General features: G+C 59.4%; 16 protein-coding genes. 10 read left to right on the top strand and 6 right to left on the bottom strand.

From position 1 onward, the window contains the following. Positions 1-261 precede the first annotated feature (261 nt). A complete protein-coding gene (locus tag AC1P02_RS20720) occupies positions 262-729 on the top strand; it encodes a GNAT family N-acetyltransferase (RefSeq protein ID WP_096118138.1) in 468 nt (155 codons plus the stop codon). Positions 730-876: 147 nt separating this feature from the next. Here AC1P02_RS20720 and rimO read toward each other — a convergent pair whose 3' ends face one another. Continuing rightward, positions 877-2,205 (bottom strand): 30S ribosomal protein S12 methylthiotransferase RimO, encoded by a 1,329-nt coding sequence (gene rimO / locus AC1P02_RS20715; protein WP_096118139.1) that lies wholly within the window; start codon positions 2,203-2,205, stop codon positions 877-879. Between the two features lie 291 nt (positions 2,206-2,496). On the opposite strand from rimO, the gene AC1P02_RS20710 reads away from it, so the two are divergent. Then, positions 2,497-3,633: an HD-GYP domain-containing protein gene (locus AC1P02_RS20710; RefSeq protein WP_485183214.1), complete on the top strand. Its 1,137-nt coding sequence runs from the start codon at positions 2,497-2,499 to the stop codon at positions 3,631-3,633. A 39-nt stretch (positions 3,634-3,672) separates the two neighbouring features. On the opposite strand, the gene AC1P02_RS20705 is transcribed toward AC1P02_RS20710, so the two are convergent. From AC1P02_RS20705 to AC1P02_RS20695, 3 genes are read right to left on the bottom strand one after another with little or no spacing between them, the layout of a single operon-like run. Then, on the bottom strand, positions 3,673-3,855 hold the full coding sequence (locus tag AC1P02_RS20705) for a hypothetical protein (protein ID WP_059112915.1): 183 nt from the start codon (positions 3,853-3,855) through the stop codon (positions 3,673-3,675). Continuing rightward, positions 3,840-4,364: a NifB/NifX family molybdenum-iron cluster-binding protein gene (locus AC1P02_RS20700; protein ID WP_087755267.1), complete on the bottom strand. Its 525-nt coding sequence runs from the start codon at positions 4,362-4,364 to the stop codon at positions 3,840-3,842. Before AC1P02_RS20700 ends, AC1P02_RS20705 begins: the two co-directional genes overlap by 16 nt. Continuing rightward, positions 4,361-4,669 carry a DUF134 domain-containing protein gene (locus AC1P02_RS20695; protein ID WP_005319348.1) on the bottom strand — a complete coding sequence of 103 codons (309 nt, stop codon included), beginning with the start codon at positions 4,667-4,669 and terminating at the stop codon, positions 4,361-4,363. The genes AC1P02_RS20700 and AC1P02_RS20695 overlap by 4 nt, the downstream gene beginning before the upstream one ends. A gap of 251 nt (positions 4,670-4,920) precedes the next feature. Here AC1P02_RS20695 and AC1P02_RS20690 point away from each other — a divergent pair, with 251 nt between their 5' ends. Together AC1P02_RS20690 and befA are read left to right on the top strand one after the other, a co-directional pair. Beyond that, positions 4,921-5,289: an ArsR/SmtB family transcription factor gene (locus AC1P02_RS20690; RefSeq protein WP_005319346.1), complete on the top strand. Its 369-nt coding sequence runs from the start codon at positions 4,921-4,923 to the stop codon at positions 5,287-5,289. A gap of 198 nt (positions 5,290-5,487) precedes the next feature. Beyond that, a complete protein-coding gene (befA, locus tag AC1P02_RS20685) occupies positions 5,488-6,273 on the top strand; it encodes a beta cell expansion factor BefA (protein WP_058395669.1) in 786 nt (261 codons plus the stop codon). Positions 6,274-6,365: 92 nt separating this feature from the next. On the opposite strand, the gene AC1P02_RS20680 is transcribed toward befA, so the two are convergent. Both AC1P02_RS20680 and AC1P02_RS20675 read right to left on the bottom strand, forming a co-directional pair. Then, positions 6,366-8,117: an amidohydrolase gene (locus tag AC1P02_RS20680; RefSeq protein ID WP_404297862.1), complete on the bottom strand. Its 1,752-nt coding sequence runs from the start codon at positions 8,115-8,117 to the stop codon at positions 6,366-6,368. Positions 8,118-8,183: 66 nt separating this feature from the next. Further along, a complete protein-coding gene (locus tag AC1P02_RS20675) occupies positions 8,184-9,092 on the bottom strand; it encodes an AraC family transcriptional regulator (RefSeq protein WP_404297860.1) in 909 nt (302 codons plus the stop codon). Between the two features lie 157 nt (positions 9,093-9,249). Here AC1P02_RS20675 and fliE point away from each other — a divergent pair, with 157 nt between their 5' ends. From fliE to fliJ, 6 genes are all read left to right on the top strand, one after another. Continuing rightward, positions 9,250-9,567, top strand: a complete 318-nt coding sequence (fliE, locus tag AC1P02_RS20670) for a flagellar hook-basal body complex protein FliE (RefSeq protein WP_011898507.1) — start codon at positions 9,250-9,252, stop codon at positions 9,565-9,567. A gap of 46 nt (positions 9,568-9,613) precedes the next feature. Further along, positions 9,614-11,323 carry a flagellar basal-body MS-ring/collar protein FliF gene (gene fliF / locus AC1P02_RS20665; RefSeq protein ID WP_005319335.1) on the top strand — a complete coding sequence of 570 codons (1,710 nt, stop codon included), beginning with the start codon at positions 9,614-9,616 and terminating at the stop codon, positions 11,321-11,323. Then, positions 11,316-12,377 carry a flagellar motor switch protein FliG gene (fliG, locus tag AC1P02_RS20660; RefSeq protein ID WP_017412370.1) on the top strand — a complete coding sequence of 354 codons (1,062 nt, stop codon included), beginning with the start codon at positions 11,316-11,318 and terminating at the stop codon, positions 12,375-12,377. Before fliF ends, fliG begins: the two co-directional genes overlap by 8 nt. A gap of 68 nt (positions 12,378-12,445) precedes the next feature. Continuing rightward, on the top strand, positions 12,446-13,252 hold the full coding sequence (fliH, locus tag AC1P02_RS20655) for a flagellar assembly protein FliH (protein ID WP_131729761.1): 807 nt from the start codon (positions 12,446-12,448) through the stop codon (positions 13,250-13,252). A 53-nt stretch (positions 13,253-13,305) separates the two neighbouring features. Further along, positions 13,306-14,637, top strand: a complete 1,332-nt coding sequence (gene fliI, locus AC1P02_RS20650) for a flagellar protein export ATPase FliI (protein WP_005319328.1) — start codon at positions 13,306-13,308, stop codon at positions 14,635-14,637. A 26-nt stretch (positions 14,638-14,663) separates the two neighbouring features. Next, positions 14,664-15,104, top strand: a complete 441-nt coding sequence (fliJ, locus tag AC1P02_RS20645) for a flagellar export protein FliJ (protein WP_005319326.1) — start codon at positions 14,664-14,666, stop codon at positions 15,102-15,104. Positions 15,105-15,189 lie beyond the last annotated feature (85 nt).

Genomic DNA, 15,189 nt, shown 5'->3' with positions numbered 1-15,189 from the left:
CTACCGGCTCCTTAGCACAGCCTGCTCGCTGCCTATCACAGGCTCTGCCAATGGATGGGGCTGCGCCTGCCTTTCCAGCCATAGGCGCCTTTCACTCTCAGGCTGGTTATGATATCCATTCGATAACCTGGTCTGGGGCAAGCGGGTCCATGGGGACGCGCTGCCAGCGGCCAGGGCGCCGCCTGTCAGCGCTACCCGGGGCTTGGCCTCGCCGTGTTCATTCCTCCCTGCAGGTCATGGGTTATACGCAAAAGAGGCTTTATGGAGTTGTTGTTACTGGCGGATGCGCCATCTGCCGCAGGTGTGGTTGCCTCATGGTATTTTGACGAATGGTGCCGCGACAGTGGTCGCTTTACTCAAGAGCAGGTGCTGGCCAAGGTCATGGCGGCCACCCAGGTTGACCGGGCTCCGCTGATGGTACTGGCCCGCCAGGCCGGTGAATGGGTGGGGGCTGCGGAGCTCAAGATCCGTGAAATGGCGATGTTTCCCGAGTACGAGCATTGGTTGGGTGGGGTATATGTCGTTGAAAAAGCGCGCGGGCAGGGTGTTGCCTCCTTGCTGGTAACAGAGATCCTCAGCCGTGCTCGCAGGGCGGGGATCAGCAAGCTGTACTTGCAAACCGAGAACCTGACCGGTGGCGTTTATTGCCGTCATGGTTTCAAGGCCCTTGAGGAGGTCAATGATAAAGGCGTTCATGTTCTGGTGATGGTGGCGGATACCGGCATCTAATCCTCGTCAGAAGCGCTGATCTGCAGCAGCTTGCTCCCCGCTTCAGCGCGCATAACCATTTAGTGCGATCAATAAAAAAGCCAGTCAGGGTCACTGACTGGCTTTTTATTGGCGCCTGCCGGACAGGTGCCATCATGGACTGCGGACTTAGCCTATCAGGCTGGCCCACAGGTCGTATTCGTCCGCTTCATCGATGCGGACCTTGACCAGATCGCCGGGTTTGAGGCCGGTTTCACCGTTCAGGTAGACCAAGCCGTCGATCTCGGGGGCATCGGCGAAGGAGCGGCCGGTGGCACCCTCTTCGTCCACCTCGTCGATCAGCACTGTCATCTCTTTGCCGACCCGGCGAGCCAGCTTGCGGATGGAGACCTGCTGCTGCAGCTCCATGAAGCGCTGGAAGCGCTCTTCCTGGATCTCTTCCGGCACAGGATCCGGCAGTTCGTTGGCCTTGGCACCCTCGACCGGGCTGTATTTGAAGCAGCCGACCCTGTCCAGTTCCGCCTTGTCGATGAAGTCCAGCAGCATCTGGAACTCTTCTTCGGTCTCGCCGGGGAAGCCGACGATGAAGGTGGAACGCAGGGTGATCTCGGGGCAGATCTCGCGCCACTTCTGGATCCGCTCCAGGGTGCGCTCGACGGTACCCGGGCGCTTCATCAATTTGAGGATGCGCGGGCTGGCGTGTTGCAGTGGAATGTCGAGGTAAGGCAGTACCTTGCCGTCGCGCATCAGCGGTATGACGTCATCCACGTGCGGGTAGGGGTAGACGTAATGCAGGCGTACCCAGATGTCGAGCTTGGCCAGCTCTTCGCACAGGGCCACCATGCTGGTCTTGACCGGCATGCCGTCGTAGAAACCGGTGCGGTGCTTGACGTCGACGCCATAGGCGGAGGTGTCCTGGGAGATCACCAATATCTCTTTGACGCCGGCTTCTTTCAGGCGCTTGGCTTCGGCCAGCACTTCGCCGATGGGGCGGCTCACCAGATCCCCGCGCATGGAGGGGATAATGCAGAAGGTGCAGCGGTGGTTGCAGCCTTCGGAAATCTTCAGATAGGCGTAGTGGCGCGGGGTCAGCTTGACGCCGTGGGCCGGCACCAGGCTGGTGAAGGGGTTGTGGGTCGGCTTGGCCACGTATTTGTGGACGTGACCCAGCACCTCTTCATAGGCGTGGGGGCCGGTGATCTCGAGCACCTTGGGGTGGATCTCGCGGATCTGGTTCTCTTTGGCGCCGAGGCAGCCGGTGACGATCACCTTGCCGTTTTCGGCCAGGGCCTCGCCGATGGCTTCCAGCGACTCTTGCACCGCGCTGTCGATAAAGCCGCAGGTGTTGACCACCACCAGCTCCGCATCATCATAGCTGGGCACCACATCGTACCCTTCGGTACGCAGCTGGGTCAGGATGCGCTCGGAATCGACCAGATTTTTGGGGCAACCCAAGGAGACGAATCCTACTTTGGGGGCCTGTTTTGTGTTGGACATCGCTCAATCACTCTTAGGTGGCTCTCTTATAAGGGCGCGGATTTTACCGGAATGGCTAACCAAAAACTATACAGCCAGTACGGTAGAACGGAACAATATCTCTGGCGGAGGCAGATTCCTCTATACAGCACCCAAGCACTGCGCCAGCCAGGCTACCCTTTTTGGGTTCATCTCGACTGGGCCAGCCGATCGTCGACCCGCTCACATCTTGTTGAGTTTTCAGTTAACGAGATGGGGGCTGCTGATGGGCGTCACTATACTCCCAACAGGTACACCAGCAGGGAGGACGGGATGGAAAGCTCATTTGGCGAGAGAATGCAGCATGTGCATGCCACGCTCAGGCAGCGCTTTGACAAGTTGAGCCGGGTGGCCATCGCTATCTATGACCCGCATACGGACAGGCTCAAGACCTTTGCCCACAGCACTGAGGGGAACTCTCCTCTGGTGCAGTACGAGGTCAAACTGAGCGAGGTGCCCTCCCTGCGCTATCTGGCGGAACACAAACAGCCCAGAGTGCTCGACAGTCTGGACTCCCTGCTGGGTTCGAGCTCGGAGCACAGCCGCAAGCTGCTGGAAGCGGGGTATGCCTCCAGCTATACGGAGCCGCTGCTGTTCAACAGCAAGCTGTTCGGCTTTCTGTTTTGCGATGCGATGGAGCCGGGTTATTTCAGGGAGCCTATTCGCAGCGAGTTGTCAGCCTATGCCCAGGTGCTGTCGGCCATCATAGCGGTGGAGTTTTTCTCCATCCAGACCCTTGGCGGCGCCCTCACTACGGCACGGGAGTTCAGCCGTTATCGGGATGAGGAAACCGCCAACCATCTGCACCGGATGTCGGCCTACTCCCGGCTGATCGCCCGCTCTGTGGCGACGCGCCATTCGCTCAGCGACGAGGAGGTGGAGTTTATCTACCTCTTCTCCGAGCTGCACGACATCGGCAAGATTGCGGTGCCTGACGCCATCTTGCTCAAACCGGGCAAGCTGACGCCGGAAGAGTTCGAGATCATGAAGATCCACCCCGGCAAGGGGCGGGAGATGATTGCCCTGATGATCAGTGAATTTGGCCTTGATGGCATTCACCATACCGACATGCTGACCCATATCATCGCCTTCCATCATGAGCGTTTTGACGGCACCGGTTACCCGCAGGGGCTGGCGGGGGAGGCTATTCCTCTGGCGGCGCGCATCGTTGCGGTGGCAGATGTGTTCGATGCTCTCACCAGCGAGCGTCCCTACAAGCAGGCCTGGCCGTTTGACAGGGCGTTTGCCTATCTGGAGGAGCATGCCGGCAGCCAGTTTGACCCCGTCTGCGTGGAAGCCGCGCTTCGCAACAAGGAGGCGTTTCGCATCATACATCAGCAGTATCAGGAGCCCGCCACCAGCCAGGTCGGCAGCGATATTTCGAGACCTGGCCGTGGTTCAAGCCACTGATGTCAGCAATTTGCCCCAGTCTTGCCGGTTCTCACCTTTCTACTTGGGTCCTGGTTCGCTTATCTGGTACAGGTGATCGGTGCAGGCGCTCGCGCAGCCACAGGGGCGCACCGCTTTATCCGCGCGCTTTTGCGCCAGCCTGTACTGGCGCCACCAGAGCAGGGAGCCCATGGCGACGATCAGCACAAAGGCGGCCAGTATGGTGATCAGCAGCAGTGACATGAGTTTGCCTCCTTGGTGTTGTGGCACCCTGTGTTCCCTTCGCCGCAGCAGCCTCCCTGACAAGGGGGACGCTCAGCGCCGTCATGGCCATCGCGTTTGATGGCGTGGATGACGGGTTTGCCAGCATGGCGTTGTGACCTGCGGCCCTGGCTTGGCTCGGTCAGAGGTTGCAAATTGCCTTCAGCCAGCAGTGCCGGCCACGGCAGTCGCGCCGAGCGACACTGCACCACCTGCATGCCGCCGGTCAACAAGCGTCCCAGCATTCGCTCACCGATATTGCGTACTACTACCTGATTGACTTGATGAGCCTTGAGGGTGACCAGCAGCGCCTGTTTGCCGCCACACCCCTCACCGGCTGCCGGGTTGGGCAGGGTGGCGAGCACAGTGCCCTCGGGGCTTACTATTTGCAGCTGTTCGGCGCGGGTAAAGTGACTGGACAGCTGGCCCCGGGTCAGCATGACGGCGCGGTTGGCTGCTGGCGCCATCATCAGACCATGCTCTGTATTCATAGGGGTATGTCTCCACTGGTGTCGGGGTCGCTCGCCTGCATCATCAAGGCTTTGCCCTGGCTCAGACAGTCCACCACCTTGTAGCGGGCTTTTTTAAGGATGTTGGCCAGGGTCTGACGAGATACCCCCATCACGACGGCGGCCTCCTGTTGCTGCATGCCTTCCAGATCCACCAGGCGCAGTGCCTCGAATTCGTCGGCAGCAAGGGCGACCTGCTCCAGCTGGTGCATGGGGCGGCCATTGGGTTTGAAGCAACTGTTGGCGGGGCGGCCACAGATCTGGCGGGCAATTTTGGGTCTGGGCATAAGCACTCCTATTTGGCATATGCCATTTATACGCCGGACAATCAGGGTATGCAAATGAATAAAACATGTGTTTTCATTGCATATCAGGGACGAAGGCCCTGTTACAGTGCGCTGGTCGCAAGATGGTTGGGTCTGGTTGTGCAACGATCAGTGCTCGTTCCCGGGAGGAACGAGTCGCTTGTCTCAGGCATGTTAATCGTACGTATCTTGCTGAAATAATGAGTTATTGATGAAAATTCAAGGTGAATGACATGAACAAAGCGATGGCCACCAAGGTGTTTGAATCCCTCTCCTCCGGCATTCGGCTCGATGTCTGGCGTCTGCTGGTGAAAGCGGGCCTGGAGGGACGGGTGGCCGGGGAGCTTTCCAGCAGTCTCGATATCGCCCCCAACACATTGTCATTTCACCTCAAGGCCATGTTGCACGCCGGCTTGCTGTCGGTGGAGCAAGAGGGTCGCTTCCTGCGTTATCGCGCCAACATCCCTCTCATGCTGGCATTGATAGGCTACCTCACGGAGGAGTGCTGCGCCGGTCACCCCGAGGCATGCGGTATGATGCGTGCCGAGTCCAGTTGTTCCCCTCATGTTCTGCCTGCCAACGCCTGCTGCGACAAGGAATAACGCCAGCGCCGTCATGGGGTAACTGACCCTTTCAACCAGGCTTGCCGGGCATCTCGGATACCGGATTGGGTGCTCAGGTGTTCATATGAGGTCAGGCCGTGCGTCATCCACTGACTGGTGTTGTGGGCCTCACACTTATCCGGCGGTCCCTTATTCTGCTACTGTGAGGGTCAGCTCATCACAGATGGTGGAGAACCCATGAAGATTCGATTCCTGGTATTGGCAACGACATTGGCGCTGGCCTCGACCCCCATACTGGCCGATTGGGCCAAGGTAAAGGAGGCCGCCGCCGACCTCGGCACGGCTGTGAGCGACACCAGCAAGGAGGCGTGGCGGAGCGTGACCGATTTCTCCAAGGCGACCTGGGCGTCCGTCTCCCAGTGGGGCTCGGAGGCGTTCAATACAGCCGGGGCCTGGACCGACAAGAGCATAGCAACCGGCAAGGAGTGGCTGGTTGTGGCCGACAAGAAGCTCGACGAGATGCGTGAGCCCAAGACGGCGCCAGAAGCACGACTCGCCCTCGATACCATGGCCGACACAGCCCTGGTGAGGCTGTTCAACGAACAACCCTCTGCCAAGTTGTTGTTTGACCGGGCGTATGGCTATGCGGTGTTCGATTCACGCAAGTTCTCCCTGATGTTGCAAACCAATCAGGGGGCAGGGGTGGCGATCAATCGCGGCAGCGGCCAGCACACCTACATGAAAATGCTGGGCGCTGGCCTTTCGGCCGGCCTTGGCGGCAAGTTCTACCAGCAGGTGATCCTGTTTGAAGACAAGGCCAGGTTCGATGCCTTCGTGACCAAGGGCTGGGAGGCGACCTCAGAGGTGGGGGCGGTAGCGGGCAAGGAGAGCGCCGGACTCACCGCCAAGTACAATGGCGGCATGGCCATCTATCAGATCGGCGAGACGGGGCTGCTGCTTGATGCCAGCATCTCGGGATCCAAGTACTGGGTGGACAAGGATCTGACTGAAAAAAGCCGATAATCGAGTCGTTATCAGCTGGTCACAGCAGGTAATGGTTTTGCCATGACCTATTCATGAAGGCCCGCATAGTGGGCCTTTTTCCTCTCTCTGGATTAGAGGGTCTGATAGACCCGTTTGCCTTTGAACATGGTCCACAGCACCTTGGTATCCTTGATCTGCTCGCTCGCAACCTGCTCCAGATTGCGATCCAGCAATACCAGATCAGCACTCTTGCCTACGCTGATCGATCCTGTCTGTTTCTCCTGTCCAATCACCTTGGCGGCGTTGAGCGTGTAAGCCTGCAAGATAGCCTGGCGGCTGATCTGCTCGCTGGCGGGGGGCAGCAAGCCAAGTTCGCCCTGGCGGGTGATCGCGGTATATATCGCAAGGAAGGGGTTGGGGCTGGATACCGGCCAGTCACTGGCACCGGCGAGAATGGCGCCGCTTTGCAGCAGGCTGCCTGCCGGATAGAGACGGGCCAGCAGGGCAGGGGGCACTTTCCCCTCCAGCAGCATGGTGGTCGCCACGTTTTTCCCGGCCCACAACAGTTGCATCGACGCAGCCACATTGAGTGGTTTGAAACGGGCAATGCTGGCCGGGCTCACCACTTCCAGATGCGTGATGCTGTGCAGCAGGTGGCGATCCTGATTGTGGGCCCGTGCATAGGCGATGGCATCGAGGGATTCACGGACGGCCCGATCGCCGATAGCGTGGAAATGAGCGATCAGTTGATGGGCATCCGCCGTGCGGATCAGCTCGTTGAAGCGCTGCTTGTCCAGATCGTCTCTGCCGCTGTAACCGGGGCGGTTGAGATAGGGCTCGCTCAACTTGGCGGTCTGGGATGGAAACTCGATAACTCCATCTTGCAGGATCTTGATCCCCACCAGTTTGACATCCGGGGCATCTTGGAACTGCCGCTGGAGCGCCAGGACGTCATCAATGATGGCGGGAGAGGCGTTGATCCCCACCAGAGCAAGGGCGGATACATGCCCGGTCAGCTTGCCTTCCCGCGATAGCATGCTGTATGCCGGCAACAGGCCGGTGTCACGGCGATCCGGCTCGGCGTTGAAGATAGGCGCGAGGGGGCGAATATTGCTGATAGGGTCCATCCAGGCGGTAATGCCAACCTGATTGAGCTGCTTGGCAGCGGTCATGATGGCACTGGCAATCGTCTCGTCGCTGACCGGTGGCAGGGCTTTGAGGATGGCATCCCAGCCGCCTTCCGAGGCAAAGCCATTCAGCTTGCCGGATGGGGTGAGGCCAAAATTGCCTTTCAGCGTGGCATAACGACTGGCAAGGGCCTCGCCATCAATGCCTGCCTTGCGCAGCATGGCCTGATTGGCCCAGCCGGTGTGGGCATCCGATCCGGCCAACACTACGGGGATTTGCTGGTATTGCGGACCATTGAACACCTGATCGAGCAGGGGTAGCTGATGCCAGTAATCGAGCGAGACATTGCTGTATAGCTGCACGTCACCGAGTGTCAGACGGGGGTCATCCTGGCTGCTGGTCAGAAATTGTTGCAGTTGCTTAACCTGACTCATTGCATCGGGAAAGTTAACCGTCATGGCCTGAAATCCGGCAAAGGCCGCATGCACATGACTATCGATGAGCCCCGGCATCAGATACTTTCCTTTCAGATCAATCTGGTTGGCATGGCTGCCGAGCCGGGCACTGACCTCCTGGTAACTGCCGACCGCCACGATCTTTTTACCTTCAATACCGACTGCCTCCGGGTGAGGGGTCGCCGGATCGCCGCTGTAGATGGTGCCGCCAAAGATCAGGGTCTGGCTCTGTGACTGGGCATTGGCTGCCATCGGAAGGCTCACCAGCAGGCTGGCAAGAAACAGCGTTTTGACATTCATGGGCATGACTCCGTCGCTTCGGCGCCCGAAGGCACCGAAGAGGGTGAATGGAAATGGGGTATCGGCTTATGGGTTGATAAGCGGGATACAGATATCAAACACGTAATGATCCCGGTCGGGGTCAGTGCCCGCGTGGTATTGCTCGTAACACGGACGGTCGTCGCAGCTCAGCCCTTTGCTCACCAGCCAGCCAAACGCTATCTCCCAAGTGGTGACCAGTTGATCACCGCGAGCGATAAACTGGCATACCGCATAGGGGCCAGCGGCGATGGTCTGGGTGGTCAACTGGCGCCCTGCATGGATCTCGGGATCCAGCTCAATGCAAACGTCAGTACGGCAGCGCGTCTCATCGGTGATGTCAGGAATATCCCAATAGAGACTCAAGGTGCCTGCCAGTGTCATCGCCTCGTCTGACGCGAACAGTGCGAGTAAATCCCGATGGGCTTGCTCGCAGGTCTCTTTGCCATAGGGCCCCATACGGCGCATATACGCAACGCGCCGGGTAGGCATCTGCTTGACGCTCGCCCCCTGCAGCAGACCCTGGTGTTCAGTGACCGGGTGCATGACCAGGCCATCATAGGTTTCAAAGGGAAGGGGATCGTTTCCAATCTTGCTTTTCCAGTTTCCCCCTTGTTGCTGGCGGTATTCCGAGGGGCTCATGGCGAAGTGCAGGCGAAAGGCTTTGGCGAAATTCTGGGAGCTGGAGAACCCGGCTGCGATCGCAAGGGTGGTGATATCGCTCTGCGGTGCGGCCAGCAAGCGACGGGCCGCACGTTCCATGCGCAGGCGCCGGGTAAAGCCGGCGATAGTCTCTCCGACCATCGTCTTGAAAATGCGGTGAAAGTGAAAGGTGGAGATGGCGGCCGCCGTCGCGACCTCATCCAGACTGGGATTGTGATCCAGATGCTGGCTTATGTAGTCCATCGCCTTGAACACAGGTTTGCGATAATCCAGAGATGACTCCTTGCCAACCATTAAAAGTGGGCGTCAACACCGGATTTAATCAGAGCCATCAGTCCTTGTCGAATCCGCCTGCTCTGGTCTGGCCACGCATCCTCACGCCACTCCTAACGCATTGGCACTCTAATTGCTTATTGGATGCCAGCGTCAATGATTTGTCTGGGGATGAGATATGGAAATTAGTGCAAGCAGCCTGATGCAAGAGATGCAGGCTCTCAAGGTTGAAGCTGGCGCCACGCCGCTGACTCAGCCTGGTCGTCAGGTCACCTCTGACTTTGGTCAGTTGCTGCAGCAGGCGCTCGGCAACGTCAACGAACTGCAAGGCGCCGCCAATGATCTGCGCACCCGTTTCGATATGGGTGACAAGTCAGTCGATCTGTCCGATGTGATGATCGCCGGCCAGAAATCCTCTATCGCCTTCGAGGCTACGGTGCAGGTGCGCAACAAGATGGTCGATGCCTACAAGACCATCATGAACATGCCGGTATAAGAGATTACTGAATATCATGCACATGTCAGCAATAAGGACATAAATCGTGGCTACTGACCAAAATGGCGAACTGCTGATCAACGAGGAGAGCTCCGCTGCCCTCGATGAGAACGAGCAAAAGAGTTCAGCTCTCGGCTTCCTGTCCAACACGGATGTGCTGCGGCAAATTACCCTGATCCTGGGGCTGGCCATCTGTCTGGCGATCGCCGTTTTCATCCTGTTGTGGGGCAAGGAGCCGGACATGCGTCCCCTTGGCACCTACAGCACCCAGGAGCTGGTCAAGACCCTGGACTACCTTGACGCCCAGAAGATCCCCTATGAGGTGGATGGCAAGAGCGTGCTGGTCAGCGCCGAAAAATATGCCGATATCCGCCTGCGCCTGACCCGCGCCGGCCTTGCCACCAATACCGATGCCAGCAACGATGGCGAGTCCATCCTGCTCAAGGATTCCAGCTTTGGCGTCAGCCAGCGCATGGAGACGGAGCGCCTCAAGTTAAGCCGCGAGCGCCAGCTGGCGAGCGCCATTGAGCAGTTCCAGAACGTGGCCAAGGCCCAGGTACTGCTGGCCATTCCCAAGGACAACGTGTTCGCCCGCAACGAGCGCAAACCCAGTGCGACCGTGGTGCTGAGCCTCAAGGGCAATGCTCTTGGTCAGGGGGAAGTGGATTCCATCGTCGACATGGTCGCCTCCGCCGTACATGGCCTGGAGCCGACCCGTGTCACTGTGACCGATCAGAACGGTCGCCTGCTCAATTCCGGTTCGCAAGATCCTGTCTCTGCCCAGACCCGCAAGGAGTTTGCGATGCAGCAGAAGCAGGAAGTGGAATACAAACAAAAAATTGACGCCATCCTGATACCCGTACTGGGTGCCGACAATTATACGGCGGAGGTTGACCTCTCCCTCGACTTCTCCCAGCAGGAGCAGACCCGCAAGACCTATAACCCGGACCTGCCTGCCGTGCGTTCCGAGATGACGCTGGAAGAGAACAGTGCCAGCGGCAGCAACGGCGGTGTGCCGGGTGCTCTCACCAATCAGCCACCCGCTGCCTCGAATATTCCCGAGGAAGCCGCAGGCGGGGATGGCGGAGCCGCCTCTTCCTCTGGTCGTTCCCGCAAGGAAGCAACCCGCAACTTCGAACTGGATACCACCGTCAGCCATATTCGCCGCCAGATGGGGGGCATTCGCCGCATGACAGTCTCGGTAGCCGTGGATTACAAGTCCATCGCCGGTGCCGATGGCGCCGTCACCCGTGAGGCCCGTTCCCAGGCCGAACTCGATACCCTGCGTCGTCTGTTGAGCGGCGGGCTTGGCTTTGATGTGACCCGCGGTGATACTCTGGAAGTGGTCGCCATTCCGTTCAACCGGCCAGAGCTTGAAAATGTGGCCGACGCGCCCATCTACGAGCAACCCTGGTTCTGGCGTGCGGTGCGCATCGCGGCCTCGGTGCTGGTCATCATAGTGTTGATCGTCACAGTGGTACGCCCCATGCTCAAGCGTCTGCTTTACCCGGATGCACGACCGGAAGGGGATCTGGATCTGGACAACAGCATAGTGCTGGGTGGGGATGACGAGCTCAGTCTGCTGGCCGCTCAGGCCGAGTCCGAGCCGGTATTCGGCGTACGTGACGGCCATCTGAAACTGCCGGATCTGCACCGTGACGAGGATCTGCTCAAGGCGGTACGTGCGCTGGTGGCGAACGAACCGGATCTGGCCGCACAGGTCATTAAAGAATGGGTAAGCAACAAAGATGCCTGAAGAAATTAAGACCCAAGTCACCGGTAATGACATTACCGAGGGACAGCGCCTGATCCTGGATCAGATGAGCGGGATGGAGATGGCGGCCGTATTGATGCTGAGCCTCAATGAAGAGGATGCTGCCCAGATCTTCCGTCACCTCGAGCCCAAGCAGGTACAGCGACTCGGTATGTCGATGGCCTCCATGTCTGACTTCAGCCACGATCGGGTGGCGGCGGTGCATCGTCAATTCATCGACGATATCCAGAAGTACACCAACATCGGCATCGGCAGCGAAGACTTCGTGCGCAAGGCGCTGGTGGCGGCCCTTGGCGAAGACAAAGCCAGCAACCTGGTGGATCAAATCATATTGGGTTCGGGCTCCCGCGGCCTCGACTCCCTCAAGTGGATGGATGCACGCCAGGTGGCCAGCATCATCCTGAACGAACACCCGCAGATCCAGACAATCGTATTGTCCTATCTGGAGCCTGAGCAGTCGGCCGAGATCCTGAGCCAGTTCCCGGAGCAGGTGCGCCTGGATCTGGTGATGCGGATCGCCAACCTGGAAGAGGTGCAACCGGCGGCGTTGCAAGAGTTGAACGACATCATGGAGAAACAGTTCGCCGGTGCGGCGGGTGCCCAGGCAGCCAAGATGGGCGGCCTGAAGGCGGCAGCCAACATCATGAACTACCTGGATACCAACATCGAAGGCCAGCTGATGGACTCCATCCGCGAGTCGGACGAAGAGATGAGCCAGCAGATCCAGGATTTGATGTTCGTGTTCGAGAACCTCATCGACGTGGACGACCGCGGCATTCAGACCATGCTGCGGGAAGTGCCGGGCGAGCTGCTGCAACGGGCGCTCAAGGGCTCGGACGATCAGATGCGCGAGAAGATTTTCAAGAACATGTCCAAGCGGGCCGCCGAGATGCTGGCGGACGATCTGGAGGCCATGGGGCCAATCCGGGTCTCCGAGGTGGAAGCTGCCCAGAAAGAGATCCTCTCCATCGCCCGCCGTCTGGCGGATGCCGGCGAGATCATGCTGGGCGCCGGTGGCGGCGAGGAGTTCCTCTAAACCATGAACCATCAAGTGTTCGGTTTCGTTGGCCCGTATCTGACCGTGGCGAGGGGCGCATTTAAAGCATGAACAACAAGCTGCGTGGTTATGTTCGCCCTGATGGGGATGATACCCGGGTCGAGGCGTGGGGCTGGCCGGAGATGGAAGTCGAGGCCGCGGTCGAGACCAATGCCCTGGGTTATTCTCCCGACTGGTATCAGCAGGAAGAAGAAGTGCCGGTGGAAGAACCGGTTCCTGAACCCACCCCCAGCATAACGGCAGAAGAGCTGGAAGCCATCCGTCAGGCCGCCTGGGATGAAGGCATGGCCGAAGGTCAGGCCACCGGATTCGCCAAGGGACTGGAGGAGGGCAAGCTGGAAGGCTTGCAACAAGGCCACCAGGCCGGGCTCGAGCAGGGCAAGGAGGAGGGGCTGGCTCTGGCCCGCGAGCAGGTGGATCAGCAGATGGCCCATTGGCAGTCGCTGATTGACCGCCTTGCCAATCCTCTCCATGAGCTGGATCAGGCGGTGGAGCAGCAGCTCATCTCGCTGGTGATGCAACTGGCCCGCACCCTCATGCGGCACGAGGCAGAGACCTCACCCCGTATCCTGCTGGAAGCGCTCAAGCAGGGGCTGGCCTTGTTGCCGGCCGCCGAGCAGGGCGTCACCCTGATGCTGCATCCCGATGACATTGCCCGGGTCGAGCAGGCGTTCGGGGTGGAAGAGTGCGCCAAGCGCCACTGGCGGTTGCAAAGCGATCCCACTCTCTCCCCCGGTGATCTGCAACTGGCGACCGAGCTTTCCAGCGTCGATTTGACCCTGCAGGGGCGTATCGATCAGCTGCTGCGCAGTTTCTTGCGAGACAATGCGACTCGGGACTTGCCGAATAATTGACACCGGGCTGGCGCCAGCGGGCCCGGTTGACTTTTTCTCTCTCAGGAGGCCAGATGAGCGGCTCGTTACTCACTCGGTTGCAAGGGTATCGGGTCCGCGATACCGCGCCCAAGCCGCCCGTCGCCGGTAAATTGACCCGGGTGGTGGGACTCACGCTGGAGGCCATTGGCTGCCGCGCGGCCATCGGAGCCCTCTGTCGCATCGATACCCAGGATGGCGAGCTGGAGGCCGAGGTGGTGGGCTTTTCCGGCGATCGCCTGTTCCTGATGCCAAGCGAACAGCTCAAGGGAGTCATTCCTGGCGCCCGTGTGGTTCCCATGACCGAAGAACACGGCATTCCTGTCGGCATGAACCTGCTCGGCCGGGTCATCGACGGCATAGGCCAGCCGCTGGACGGGCTTGGTCCCATCCTCTCGTCCCAGACGGTGCAATTTGCCCAGCACCGTATCAACCCTCTCTCCCGACGCCCCATCCATCAGCCGATGGACGTAGGGGTGCGCGCCATCAATGCCGTGCTGACGGTAGGGCAGGGCCAGCGGATGGGACTGTTTGCCGGTTCCGGCGTCGGTAAATCCGTGTTGCTCGGCATGATGACACGCGGCTCGGTGGCGGATGTGGTAGTGGTGGGCCTCATCGGTGAACGGGGCCGGGAAGTGAAAGAGTTTATCGAAGACATATTGGGGGAGGAGGGGCGTGCCCGCTCCGTGGTGGTGGCGGCACCGGCCGATGCCTCACCCCTGATGCGTCTCAAGGGGTGCGAGACGGCGCTCGCCATCGCCGAGTATTTTCGCGATCAGGGCCTCAATGTGCTGCTGCTGATGGATTCGCTGACCCGTTACGCCCAGGCTCAGCGTGAAATCGCACTGGCGGTGGGTGAGCCGCCGGCGACCAAGGGCTATCCGCCATCGGTCTTTGCCAAATTACCGGCGCTGGTGGAGCGAGCTGGCAACGGTAGCGACGGTCAGGGCTCCATTACGGCGTTTTTCACCGTGTTGACCGAGGGGGATGACTTGCAGGATCCCATAGCCGATGCGGCGCGGGCCATCCTCGACGGCCACATAGTCCTGTCGCGGGAGCTGGCCGATGCAGGCCACTATCCGGCCATCGATATCGAAAAATCCATCAGTCGTGTCATGCCCATGGTCACCTCACCTGAGCACATGGATTTGGCGCGCACCCTCAAGCAGTTTTACTCCCTCTATCAGCAGAACCGGGATCTCATCACCATAGGTGCTTACAGCCAGGGTTCGGACCCTCGCATCGACCGTGCCATCGTTCACAAACCTTATCTGGATCAGTTCTTGCAACAGGGTATGCGCGAGGTCATTCACTATGATGAGGGCCTGCAATCCCTGCAACTGGTGGCCATGCCACTGATGCGTTGACGATGTAGTAAGGGTGGAGCGCGCTCATGAGTAAAGGGTTGGTGATGTTGTCCGAGCGGTTGCTTGAGGCCGAACAGCAGGCGGGGTTGGCACTGGCCAAGGCCCAGCAGGATCTGAAAATCTTCATGGAGCAGCAGGAAGCGCTCAATCAGTACCGCCAGATTTACCATCAACAGTGGACCGACCGTGGCTTGCAGGGCATAGGCGCCCAGCAGAATGCCCAGTATCACGCTTTTATCAGCAAGCTCGAACAGGCGGCCACCCAGCAGTATGAAGGGGTGCGGCAAGTGCGTCAGGCGCTGGAGCTGCGACGGCAAGAGTGGCTGTCAGCCCAGCAGAGGCGCAAGGCGGTGGAGCTGCTGCTGGCCAAGCAGGCCGGGCGTGAGCAGCAGAAGGCTCAGCGTCAGGAGCAGAAGATGCTGGATGAGTACGCCATGCTGCGCCGTTTTCATCATTCTGGCCTGTAACTTGCTTTATTCTGACCATCCAGTGTGCACCTCACCCTTCTCTTTCGCGTGAGGGCTGCACCCGAACCCGATTGCCGTCAGGGAC

The organism is Aeromonas sp. TS_SC_11, assembly GCF_057318915.1.
Note: the sequence above shows the minus strand (reverse complement) of the source record. Positions and strands in the feature narration are given on the sequence as shown.